Annotated in this window: 10 protein-coding genes; 6 read left to right on the forward strand and 4 right to left on the reverse strand. The window is 69.0% G+C overall.

Translation table 11 applies throughout. The annotated features are described in order from the left end of the window. Positions 1-371: 371 nt before the first annotated feature. Together PW843_07530 and PW843_07535 are read right to left on the reverse strand one after the other, a co-directional pair. Entirely contained in the window at positions 372-707 is a 336-nt protein-coding gene (locus PW843_07530; GenBank protein ID MDE1146459.1) for a substrate-binding domain-containing protein, read from the reverse strand. Then, positions 647-1,555 (reverse strand): LacI family DNA-binding transcriptional regulator, encoded by a 909-nt coding sequence (locus tag PW843_07535; protein ID MDE1146460.1) that lies wholly within the window; start codon positions 1,553-1,555, stop codon positions 647-649. Before PW843_07535 ends, PW843_07530 begins: the two co-directional genes overlap by 61 nt. Positions 1,556-1,750: 195 nt before the next feature. Here PW843_07535 and PW843_07540 point away from each other — a divergent pair, with 195 nt between their 5' ends. The 6 genes from PW843_07540 (at position 1,751) to PW843_07565 (ending at position 10,450) form a co-directional block, all read left to right on the forward strand. After that, positions 1,751-2,470 carry a GntR family transcriptional regulator gene (locus PW843_07540; protein ID MDE1146461.1) on the forward strand — a complete coding sequence of 240 codons (720 nt, stop codon included), beginning with the start codon at positions 1,751-1,753 and terminating at the stop codon, positions 2,468-2,470. Between the two features lie 232 nt (positions 2,471-2,702). Further along, positions 2,703-5,075: a glycoside hydrolase family 3 N-terminal domain-containing protein gene (locus PW843_07545; protein ID MDE1146462.1), complete on the forward strand. Its 2,373-nt coding sequence runs from the start codon at positions 2,703-2,705 to the stop codon at positions 5,073-5,075. Between the two features lie 5 nt (positions 5,076-5,080). Then, positions 5,081-7,951: a glycosyl hydrolase 115 family protein gene (locus PW843_07550; protein ID MDE1146463.1), complete on the forward strand. Its 2,871-nt coding sequence runs from the start codon at positions 5,081-5,083 to the stop codon at positions 7,949-7,951. A 20-nt stretch (positions 7,952-7,971) separates the two neighbouring features. Continuing rightward, on the forward strand, positions 7,972-8,874 hold the full coding sequence (locus PW843_07555) for a polysaccharide deacetylase family protein (GenBank protein MDE1146464.1): 903 nt from the start codon (positions 7,972-7,974) through the stop codon (positions 8,872-8,874). Positions 8,875-8,886: 12 nt separating this feature from the next. Beyond that, positions 8,887-10,116, forward strand: a complete 1,230-nt coding sequence (locus PW843_07560; GenBank protein ID MDE1146465.1) for an SGNH/GDSL hydrolase family protein — start codon at positions 8,887-8,889, stop codon at positions 10,114-10,116. A gap of 46 nt (positions 10,117-10,162) precedes the next feature. After that, a complete protein-coding gene (locus PW843_07565) occupies positions 10,163-10,450 on the forward strand; it encodes a DUF1330 domain-containing protein (GenBank protein ID MDE1146466.1) in 288 nt (95 codons plus the stop codon). A 24-nt stretch (positions 10,451-10,474) separates the two neighbouring features. Here the strand turns inward: PW843_07565 and PW843_07570 are convergent, their stop codons facing one another. Both PW843_07570 and PW843_07575 read right to left on the reverse strand, forming a co-directional pair. After that, positions 10,475-10,687 carry a hypothetical protein gene (locus PW843_07570; protein ID MDE1146467.1) on the reverse strand — a complete coding sequence of 71 codons (213 nt, stop codon included), beginning with the start codon at positions 10,685-10,687 and terminating at the stop codon, positions 10,475-10,477. 9 nt (positions 10,688-10,696) lie between these two features. Next, positions 10,697-11,218 carry a response regulator transcription factor gene (locus PW843_07575; protein MDE1146468.1) on the reverse strand — a complete coding sequence of 174 codons (522 nt, stop codon included), beginning with the start codon at positions 11,216-11,218 and terminating at the stop codon, positions 10,697-10,699. Positions 11,219-11,275 lie beyond the last annotated feature (57 nt).

Consider the following 11,275-nt stretch of genomic DNA (forward strand, 5'->3'; position numbering starts at 1 on the left):
TTTCATTTGGTCCGCGTTTGCGATCAGTCCCCGGCCGGGGCGCCGGCGAATGGGCGGCGGGCCGTCGGTGACACTGCGATTTCCTCCCACGGGCGGCACCGCCGCCCTGTTCTGCCATTCATGTATGCTACCATACCAGTTGAGGTCAAGAGGGTGTTTGCGGGGCCGTCGCACATTCATGCAATTTGGCCTTCGGGCTCATGTCAGCGGCACAAAATTCTGATTCGTGCCGCTGTAGGCCGCGACTGCGGCTGCCGGGGCTTTACGGGGAGCGTAGCGGACTGGAAAGCGAGGAAGCCCAAGCCGACGGATATCGGCGCCCGGCGCATGAGGGACGGCATTTGAACGATCACGTTCAAATGCCGTGCGCATCAGGCGCTATCGCGGGAAATCAGGGAAAAGCTGACATCCACCGTGCGGTGGCCGGGCTTGGCGGTGCCGCAGCCGTCCAGCCGGGCCAGCAGCAGGCGGGCCGCCCGCCGGCCGATGCCGCGCGCGTCCACATGCACGGTACTGAGGCGGGGATGGGTATGGGCGGCGAAATCGGCATCGCCGAAACCGAACACCGCCAGATCGTCGGGCACGCGCAAGGACCGGCTGGCGGCCTCCGCCAACACGCCCTGGGCCAGGGCGTCGCTGCTGCACATCACCACGTCGGTGGTGGACGGGGCCTGATCCAGCAGGTCGGCCAGGGTCTCCCGGCCCAGGGCATGGGGATTGCCGCGGCCGGCACCACGCGGTGCGGCAAATGCCCCGGCACCATGGCGGACAGCGAGGCGAACCCGGCCCTGGCCCCCTCCAGCCAAGCTTGGGGGCCGCGTTCCTTTTCCACGATCAGGAACGGCCGGCGATAGCCCCGGCCGGCCAGCAGCCGCGCCACGGCGTGGCCGGCGGCGAAATGGGAAAACCCCACGGCCATGTCGATGGGGTCGTCGGCCAGGTCGCCGGTTTCCACCACGACCACCCCCGCCTTGGCCAGGCGGCGGCGCAAATGCGGGTCGCCGCGCAGGCCCGCAAGGACCAATGCGGCGGGGTGATGGGCGAAGGCGGCCTCCGCCGCGCGCCGCAGACTGGCCTCATCGGCGCAGGCATGGGCCAGCAGGGCGGTGACGTTGTGCTGGGCCAGTTCCTCCACCAGGCCGGCCACCGTTTCATCGGCCGGCCCCTGGCGCGTCAGCACCGCGACCAGGCCGGCGCGGCGGGCGCTGTGCGGCACCACCGGCGCCGATGGGGCTGCTGCCGCCTCCAGCGCCGCCAAGCCGCGCGGCGGCAGGCCCGAGGCTGATAGCGTCGGGGCCGCCTGCTGCCCCTGTGTCTCCCGCGTGCGGCGGTTGGCCAGGCCCACGGCCATGGCGTTGGGCACGAACCGGGTGGCGACGATGGCGTTGCGCACCCGCGCCGTGGTGTCGTTGGCCACCTTGTCCGGGTCGTTCAGCACCCGCGACACCGTGGCCGGCGACACGCCCGCCAGCCGCGCCACGTCCTGCAAGGTGGCACGCCCCGCGACGGCATCCTTCGATATGTCCGGTTCCGATAAGATGGACTTCGTCGTCATTCCGGCCCCTCCCGTTTTTACGACCGCCTCATCTGCGGCTTGTTTGTCATCTAGTATGGTAGTATGTATGAAGGGGTGAGGCAATGATGTTCGTGTGCGGGCATTTGCGCTATGGAATGCGCCATGCGGATGCCGCACGCTGGATCGGGGTGGGAACGCCAGTCCCGAACAGCGGACGACCGAGGGGTACAGTCGGTGATCGTGGAAAATGACCGTGTCGTCCTGAACCGGATTCAGCCCGACAGCGCCGAACCCGTGGCCCGCCAGGTCTTCCGGGAACTGCGCCGCGCCATCGTCGCCATGCGCTTCCGCCCCGGCCAGGCCATTTCCGAACAGGACATCGCCGACCAGTTGGGCGTCAGCCGCCAGCCGGTGCGCGAGGCCTTCATCAAGTTGAGCGAGGCCGGGCTGCTGTCCATCCGGCCGCAGCGCGGGTCTTTCATCGTCAAGATTTCGGTGCGCCAAGTGTTCGACGCCCGCTTCGTGCGCGAGGCGGTGGAACTGGCCGTCGTCCGCCGCGCGGTGGCGGAAATGAAGAACCGCGACGTGGATTTGCTGCGCGACAGCCTGCGCGCCCAGAAGATGGCCGCCGACGACCGCGACCTGACCCGCTTCCTGGAACTGGACGAACGCTTCCACCGCGACCTGGCCCTGCATGTCGGCTGTGAATACGCCTGGCGGGTGGTGGAGGAAAGCAAGGCGCAGATGGACCGCGTGCGTTACCTCAGCATGCCGGACGCCACCCCCATGCCCCTGCTGATCAGCCAGCACCGTGCCATCGTCGACGCCATCGCCGACCGTGACGCCGACAAGGCGGAAGGCGCCATGCGCCAGCATCTGCAGGAAATCCTGACCTCGCTGCCCCAGCTGGCGGCGCGGTATCCCGATCTGTTCACCGACGACCTACAGCGCTAAAGTTCAAGGTACCGCCCGCCCTGGGCGGACATCCATGTCATCCAAGCAAAGAATAGTCAGGGAGTAGCCCCGGCGGGACCGGTTCCGGCCCCGCCCCAAGGCACGAAGTCGAATGGTATCGCTAACACCAATGCACCGGCGCCGCCCGGGCGTGGCCGGTGGCACTTTGCCCACCGCGACCCGCCCCATAAGGCCGGCGCCGCGACCAAGAATAAGGGGAAAGGGAAACGCCATGCTCAAGACCAACCTTCTCAACCGCCGCCTGCGCGGCGCCATCCTGGCCGGTGCCGCCCTGGTGGCGTTGACGGCCGGCGGGGCCGGCGCCGACACGGCCCCGATCTACAAGGACGCCAAGGCCCCGGTGGCGGCGCGGGTGGACGACCTGCTGGGGCGCATGACCCTGGATGAGAAGGTGGCCCAGCTGATCGCCGTCTGGGACCGCAAGGCGCAGATCTTCACCCCCGCCATGGATTTCGACCCGGCCAAGGCCAGCGCCCTCTACCCCAACGGCCTGGGCGAATTCACCCGCCCGAATGACGAGAAGGGCTCCGGCTCCCCCCGGGCGCAGCATTGGCGGGACGCGCGGGGCACCGTGGCCATGGTCAACGCCGTGCAGCACTGGGCGGTGGAGAAGACCCGCCTGGGCATCCCCGTGCTGTTCCATGAGGAAGGGTTGCACGGCTATCCCTCCATCGGCGGCACCAGCTTCCCGCAGGCCATCGCCCAGGCCAGTTCCTGGGACCCCGACCTGGTGCGCGAGGTCGACGGCGTGGTGGCCCGTGAGATCCGGGTGCGGGGCGCCAGCCTGGTGCTGTCCCCGGTGGTGGACGTGGCCCGCGACCCGCGCTGGGGCCGCATCGAGGAAACCTTCGGCGAGGATCCCTACCTGGCGGGTGAGCTGGGGGTGGCCGCCGTGCGCGGCCTTCAGGGCGACACCCTGCCCCTGGCCGACGGCAAGGTCTTCGCCACGCTGAAGCACCTGACCGGCCACGGCCAGCCGGAAAGCGGCACCAATGTCGGCCCGGCATCGGTGGGCGAACGCACCCTACGCGAGATGTTCTTCCCGCCGTTCGAACAGGTGGTCCAGCGCACCAACATCCACGCCGTCATGGCCTCCTACAATGAGATCGACGGCGTGCCCAGCCATGTGAACACCTGGCTGTTGCAGGATATCTTGCGTGGCGAGTGGGGCTACAAGGGCGCGGTCATCAGCGATTATTCCGCCATCGACCAGCTGGTCAGCATCCACCACGTCGTGCCGGACCTGCCCGCCGCCGCCATCCGCGCCATCCAGGCCGGCGTGGACGCCGACCTGCCGGACGGCGATTCCTACCGCAGCCTGGGCGATTCCGTGCGCACCGGCAAACTGGACGTGGCGGTGGTGGACCGCGCCGTGCGCCGCATCCTGGAACTGAAGTTCCAGGCCGGGTTGTTTGAGCACCCCTACGCCGACGCCGCCCAGGCCGACGCCCTGACCGGCAATGGCGAGGCCCGCGCCCTGGCCCTAAAGGCGGCGCAAAAGGCCGTCGTCCTGCTGAAGAACGACGGCACCCTGCCGCTGAGCGTGGACAAGCTGAAGACCCTGGCCGTCATCGGCCCCAACGCCGCCGTGGCCCGGCTGGGCGGCTATTCCGGCATGCCGAAACAGACCGTCAGCGTGCTGGACGGCATCAAGGCCAAGGTCGGCTCCAAGGTGAAGGTGACCTATGCCGAGGGCGTGCGCCTGACCAAGGACGACGACTGGTACGGCGACAAGGTGGAACTGGCCGATGCGGCGGAAAACGCCAAGCTGATCCACCAGGCGGTGGACGTGGCCAAGGGGGCGGACCAGATCGTCCTGGTCATCGGCGACAACGAACAGACCAGCCGCGAGGGCTGGGCCCCCAACCATCTGGGCGACCGCGACAGCCTGGATCTGGTGGGCCAGCAGAACGACCTGGCCGGGGCCCTGTTCGCCCTGGGCAAGCCCGTCACCGTCGTGCTGCTGAACGGCCGGCCGCTGTCGGTGGTGGATGTGGCCGCCCACGCCAACGCCCTGGTGGAGGGCTGGTATTTGGGGCAGGAGGGTGGCACGGCCATGGCCGACGTGCTGTTCGGCGACGTGAACCCGGGCGGCAAGCTGCCGGTGACCTTCGCCCGGTCGGTCGGGCAACTGCCCATGTTCTACAACAAGAAGCCCAGCGCCCGGCGCGGCTATCTGTTCGACACCACCGACCCGCTGTTCCCCTTCGGCTACGGCCTCAGCTACACCACCTTCGACGTCGGGGCCCCACGCCTGTCCACCGCCACCATTCCCAAGGACGGCAGCGTCGCCGTGTCGGTGGACGTGAAGAACACCGGCAGCCGCGCCGGTGACGAGGTGGTGCAGCTGTACCTGCACCAGCAGGTGGCCAGCGTCACCCGGCCGGTGAAGGAACTGAAGGGCTTCCAGCGCGTCACCCTGGCGCCGGGTGAGAGCCGCACCGTCAGCTTCACCGTGGACGCACACGCCCTGTCGATGTGGAACCAGCAGATGAAGCGGGTGGTGGAGCCCGGCGCCTTCGACATCATGGTCGGCGATAATTCGGTGGACCTGAAGACCGCCGTGCTGACGGTCAAGGACTGACGGCCATGAGGCGCCTGCTGTCCACCGCCGCCCTGACGGCTGCCCTGTTGTCCGCCGTACCGGCCTGGGCCCTGGGCCAGGACCGCTATGTGGAGACCACCGCCGGCCCCGGCCGCTTCGCCATCGTGGCGGACGGCCGGGCCGCCCGCATCCACGTGGATGGGGATGACTATGCCGGCGTGCGGCGGGCGGCAGGCGACCTGGCGGCCGACATCGGCCGGGTCAGCGGCGTGCCGTCCGCCCTAGCCGACACCGGCACCATCCTGGTGGGCACGGTGGGACACAGCCCGACCATCGACCGGCTGGCGGCGGAGGGGAAGATCGACGTCACCCCCATCCAAGGCAAGTGGGAGGCGTTCCGCATCCAGGTGGTGGCCAACCCCCTGCCCGGGGTCGCCAGCGCCCTGGTGATCGCCGGCAGCGACAAGCGCGGCACCATCTACGGCCTGTACGATGTGTCGGAACAGATCGGCGTGTCGCCCTGGTCCTGGTGGGCGGACGTGCCCGTGCGCCACCACGACGCCCTGTACGTGACGCCGGGCGTCCATGGCGAGGATCCGTCGCCCGTCAAATACCGGGGCATCTTCCTGAATGACGAAGCGCCGGCGCTCAGCGGCTGGGCCAAGGAGAAGTTCGGCGGCCTGAACCACCAGTTCTATGAGCACGTCTTCGAACTGATCCTGCGGCTGAAGGGCAATTACCTATGGCCCGCCATGTGGAACAACGCCTTCAACGAGGATGACCCGCTGAACCCCAAGCTGGCCGACGAATACGGCGTGGTCATGGGCAATTCCCATCACGAGCCCATGCTGCGCGCCCAGCAGGAATGGAAACGCCACGGCACCGGCCCCTGGAACTATGCCGAGAACGGCGACGTGCTGCGGCGGTTCTGGGCCGAGGGCGTGCGCCGCAACCGGGACTATGAAAGCGTCGTCACCATCGGCATGCGCGGCGACGGCGACATGCCCATGACCGGTGAGGGCCGCGACGCCAACGTGGCCCTGCTGGAAAAGATCGTGGCCGACCAGCGGGCCATCCTGGCCAAGGAGGTCAACCCCGACGTCACCAAAATCCCCCAGATCTGGGCGCTCTACAAGGAAGTGCAGGATTATTATGAAAAGGGCATGCGCGTGCCCGACGACGTGACCCTGCTGTGGTGCGACGACAATTGGGGCAACGTCCGCCGCCTACCCACCGAAGAGGAACGCAAGCGGCCCGGCGGGGCCGGCATGTATTACCACTTCGACTATGTCGGCGATCCCCGGAACTACAAGTGGATCAACACCAACCCGCTGGCCAAGGTGTGGGAGCAGATGCATCTCACCCTGGAATATGGGGCCGACCGGGTATGGATCGTGAACGTGGGCGATTTGAAGCCCATGGAACTGCCCATCGAGTTCTTCCTGGACTACGCCCGCGATCCCCAGCGCTGGCCCAAGGAGAAACTGCCGGAGTTCACCCGGGCATGGGCGGAACGGGAATTCGGGCCCGATCATGCGGCCGCGATCGCGGATTTGGTCACGCGCTACGGCATGCTGATCGGCCGCCGCAAGCCGGAGCTATTGGACGCCGACACCTTCAGCCTGACCGATTACCGCGAGGCCGAACGGGTGGTGGCCGACTATCGCGATCTGGTGGCGAAGGCGGAGGCCATCAGCCAGGCCCTGCCAGCGGATGCGCGCGACGCCTTTTTCCAGCTGGTGCTGCACCCGGCCAGGGCCGCCGCCCAGGTGACGGAGATGTACGTGGCGGTGGGCCACAACCGGCTGTACGCGGCGCAGGGCCGGGCATCGGCCAACACCCAGGCGGCCGAGGCGCGCCGCCTGTTCCAGGCCGACGCCGACCTGACAAAGGCGTACCACGCGCTGAACGGCGGCAAGTGGGACCACATGATGGACCAGACCCACATCGGCTACACCTACTGGCAGCAGCCGCCGGCCAACGTGATGCCGGAGGTGACGGACCTCACCCTGCCCCAGCCCGCCAATCTGGGGGTGGCGGTGGAGGGCAAGACCCAGGCCTGGCCAGCGGCAGACGGCGCGCCCCTGAAGGACGCCGCCGTCCTGCCCGACCTGGACCTGACCAACCAGCCCAGCCGTTACATCGACGTCTTCAACCGGGGCCAAACGCCCTTCGCCTATACCGCCAAGGCCAGCGCCCCCTGGATCAAGCTCAGCGCCACGAAAGGTACTGTCACGGATGAGACCCGCCTGTGGGTGTCGATCGACTGGGCCAAGGCGCCGGCCGGCACCAGCGGGGGCGGCGTCACCATCACCGGTGCCGGCGGCAGCGTCACCGTGCACCTGCGCGCGCTGAATACGCCCGTACCCAAGGACGGCGGCCCCGCCTTCATCGCCGCCGACGGCTATGTCGCCATCGAGGCGGCGCACTACACGGCCAAGGCGGACGCGGGCGGCGTGGCGTGGGAGACCATTCCCGACTACGGCCGCACCCTGTCGAGCGTCAGCCCCTTCCCCGTCACCGCCCCCAGCGTGGAACCCGGCCGGGGTGCGCGCCTGGACTATCGCGTCTATCTGCCGCAACCGGGGCCCGTGACCCTTCAGGCCATCGCCGGCCCCACCCTGAACTTCGTGCCCGGACGCGGCTTGCGTTATGCCGTCGCCATTGATGACGAGGCACCGCAAGTGGTTGACCTGCTGGAAAAAAACGGCGTCGCCGACTGGTACAAGTCGGTGGAGGATTCGGTTCGCGTGGGCGTCAGCCATCATGCCGTGGCCACGGCCGGTTTCCATACGGTGAAAGTCTGGATGGTGGATCCCGCGTTCGTGCTGCAAAAGCTGGTGCTGGACCTGGGGGGCCTGCGCCCCAGCTATCTGGGTCCACCGGAAAGCGCACGCATCGGAATGGGGAAATGACAAGCATGAAGTGTTGGTTGATGGCCTTGGCAATGGCCTGCCTGCCTGTGTCCGGTATCGCGGCGGAGGCACCCGTCACCATGGCCGTGACCGTGGACGATCTGCCGGTGCACGGCCCCCTGCCGCCGGGCGTCACCCGGTCGGACGTGGCGCGCCAGGTGACGGCCGATTTCAAGGCCGCCGGCCTGCCGCCGGTCTACGGCTTCATCAACGGCAAGGGCCTGGATGATGAGGGCGCGGACGCGGCGCAAGCGCTGGCGATCTGGCGGGGTGCCGGCAACCCGCTGGGCAACCACACCTTCGCCCATGACGATCCCAACAAGCAGCCGCTGGCAGCGTTCGAGGCGGCGGTGGCCGCCAATGAGCCCATCCTCAAGAAATACATGGGCGATGCCGACTGGCACTGGCTGCGCTTCCCCTTCCTCAATTCCGGCGCCACGCCGGAACGCCGCGCCCAGGCCGGCGCCTACCTGGCCGCCCACGGTTACCACGTGGCGGAAGTGACCCTGGGGACGGAGGATTACAACTACAACGCCCCTTACGTCCGTTGCCTGGCCAAGGGCGACAAGGACGCGGTGGCCACGCTGCGCCAGACCTATCTGCAGCGCCTGGCGCAGGCGTTCGAGCGGTCGCGCCTTCAGTCCCAGGCCGTGTTCGGCCGGCAGGTCCCCCAGGTGCTGCTGCTGCATATCGGCGTGATCGAGACCCAGGTGCTGCCCGACACCCTGGCCTATCTGAAGGCCCAGGGCGTCACCTTCGCCCCCCTGGCCCAGGTGGAGGCTGATCCCGCCTACGCCTACCCGCCGGACTCGCCCGAGACCGGCAACAGCAACCTGCTGGACCGGGCGGTCACCGCCCACCATGTCACCTCCCCCCCGCCGCTGCCGGACATCGCCGCCTGGCTGGACGGCCTCTGCCGCTGACAGGATATGCTCATGCGTCGCCTGACCTCCCTGTGCCTTGCCCTGATGCTGGCCCTGCCCGCCATCGCCCACGCGCAGGAGCCACATTGGGTGGGCAGTTGGATGGCCGCCCCCATCCCGGGCGACGCCGGCAGCACCCCGCCGGCCCTCGGCTTCAGCGATGCCACCCTGCGCCAGGTGCTGCGCCTCACCTTGGGCGGCCGGGCCTTGCGGGTGCGCCTGTCCAACGCCTTCGGCACCGCACCGCTGACCATCCCGGCGGCGCACGTCGCCCTGGCCGCCAAGGGTGCGGCCATCCAGGCCGGCAGCGACCGCGCCCTGACCTTCGGCGGCCAGGCCGGGGTGACCATCCCGGCGGGTGGGGCCGTCTGGTCCGACCCGGTGGACATGGCCGTGCCCGCCTTCACCGACCTGGCGCTCAGCCTGCGCCTGAGGGATGTACCGGGCACGGCCACCACCCATCCGGGTTCGCGCGCCACCTCCTACCTTCAGGCGGGCGACGCCCTGGCCGCCGACATGCCCGGCGCGGCCAAGGTGGCGCACTGGTACATCGCCACCGGCGTGGACGTGGCGACGGCACCGGACGCCGCGGCCCTGGTGGTGCTGGGCGACAGCATCACTGACGGCCGCGATTCCACCACCGACGGCAACGGCCGCTGGCCCGACGCCCTGGCCCGCAATCTGGCGCGGCGCATGTCCCCCGCCCCCTCGGCGGAGGATGCCACCAGCATCAGCGTGCTGAACGCGGGCATCGGCGGCAACCGCCTGCTGCTGGACGGCATCGGCCCCAACGCCCTGTCGCGGGTGGACCGCGACGTGCTGGACCAGAGCGGCGTGCGCTGGCTGGTGGTGCTGGAGGGCGTCAACGACCTGGCCTCCGCCGTGCGCGCCGCTGACCGTAAGGAGGTGCCGGCGACGGTGGAGACCCTGGCCGCCGCCTACCGCCGCATCGTCGACCAGGCCCACGCGGCCGGCCTGAAGGTCTACGGCGCCACCATCCTGCCCTGCGCCGGGTCGGACTGGTGCCTGCCCGCCATGGAGCCGATGCGCCAGCGCCTGAACGCCTGGATCCGCGCCTCCCGCACCTTCGACGCCGTCATCGACCTGGATCGCACCCTGGACGACCCCGCCCGCCCCGGCCATTTGCTGCCCGAGGCCGACGGCGGCGACCATCTGCACCCCGGCGACACGGGTTACCGCCTGATGGCCGAAGGCGTGGACCTTTCCCTGTTCGCGCGCTGAAGCCGGGCTATAGTGCCCGCCTTAACCAACCAAAGGGCCCAGCCTCATGACCGCCTACGTCGTTTTCATCAAGGAACGCATCAAGGACCAGGCCGAACTGGACCTCTACGCCAGCAAGGTCCCCGCCGCCCGCGCCGGCCACGCCATGACCCCGCTGGCCCGCTACGGCACGCTGGAGGTCCTGGAAGGCCCCGCCATGGAAGGCGCCCTGATCGCCTCCTTCCCCACCATGGAAGAAGCCAAGGCCTGGTACCACAGCCCCGCGTATCAAGAGGCTGCCCAACACCGCTTCGCGGGTGCGGATTACCGGGTGTTCATTGTGGAGGGGGTGTGAGAGCCCCCTCTACATCGCCCAGCGTCAACGCTTCCCAGACGTAAAGCAATCAACGATGCGGGCGCGACGCTCTTCGGCGCTCAACCGATCACGGTCGAAACCATCCAGCATCGCCCGCATCTCCGCCGTCAGAACGATGCCCTCCACCGCGCTGATGCGGGCGAAACCAGTTCGCCCCAGGACAAAATCGTCCCGGCTGGTCATAGGGTCGCGGTTGGGGCGCTTCGATCGACGCATGGATGCCCGCTACAGCTCAATCACCCCCCGCCGCGCCGCGACCGTCACCGCGTGGGTGCGGTCGTTGACGTCCAGTTTGGCGAAGATGCTTTTCAGGTGGGCCTTCACCGTGTCCTCGCTGATGCGCAGGCGGAAGGCGATCTGCTTGTTGGCGTTGCCCTGGGCCACCAGGGTCAGCACCTCGACCTCGCGTTCGGTCAGGGGGTCCATGGCGGCGTGCAGGGCGATGCCGCTGGCCACTTCCGGCGCCAGGTGGCGGCGGCCCTGGGCCACGTCGCGGATGACGGTCAGCAACTCATGCCGCAGGCTGCTTTTCAGCAGGTAGCCGGACGCCCCGGCCTTCAGGGCGCGGAGCGCCTGGGCGTCGCCGGCGTAGGTGGTCAGCACGACGATGCGGGCGGTGGGCGACAGGGCGCGGATGGCGGCGATGGCCTCCACCCCGCCCAGGCCGGGCATCTGCAGATCCATCAGGGTCACGTCGGGTTTCAGGCGGCGGAAGGCCTCCACCGCCGCCTCGCCGTCGCCGGCCATGCCGGCCCACCGCCATGTCCGGCTCACCCTCGATGACGGCGGCGACGCCGTCGCGCA

The sequence above is a fragment of the Azospirillaceae bacterium genome (assembly GCA_028283825.1).
Lineage (GTDB): Bacteria > Pseudomonadota > Alphaproteobacteria > Azospirillales > Azospirillaceae > Nitrospirillum.

Excerpts from the sequence above, each read along its gene's own strand:
- PW843_07555 (MDE1146464.1), top strand. The coding sequence starts at position 7,972 with ATGGCCTTGGCAATGGCCTGCCTGCCTGTGTCCGGTATCGCGGCGGAG.
- PW843_07560 (MDE1146465.1), top strand. The coding sequence starts at position 8,887 with ATGCGTCGCCTGACCTCCCTGTGCCTTGCCCTGATGCTGGCCCTGCCC.
- PW843_07570 (MDE1146467.1), bottom strand. The coding sequence starts at position 10,687 with ATGCGTCGATCGAAGCGCCCCAACCGCGACCCTATGACCAGCCGGGAC.
- PW843_07550 (MDE1146463.1), top strand. The coding sequence starts at position 5,081 with ATGAGGCGCCTGCTGTCCACCGCCGCCCTGACGGCTGCCCTGTTGTCC.
- PW843_07565 (MDE1146466.1), top strand. The coding sequence starts at position 10,163 with ATGACCGCCTACGTCGTTTTCATCAAGGAACGCATCAAGGACCAGGCC.
- PW843_07575 (MDE1146468.1), bottom strand. The coding sequence starts at position 11,218 with ATGGCCGGCGACGGCGAGGCGGCGGTGGAGGCCTTCCGCCGCCTGAAA.
- PW843_07535 (MDE1146460.1), bottom strand. The coding sequence starts at position 1,555 with ATGACGACGAAGTCCATCTTATCGGAACCGGACATATCGAAGGATGCC.
- PW843_07545 (MDE1146462.1), top strand. The coding sequence starts at position 2,703 with ATGCTCAAGACCAACCTTCTCAACCGCCGCCTGCGCGGCGCCATCCTG.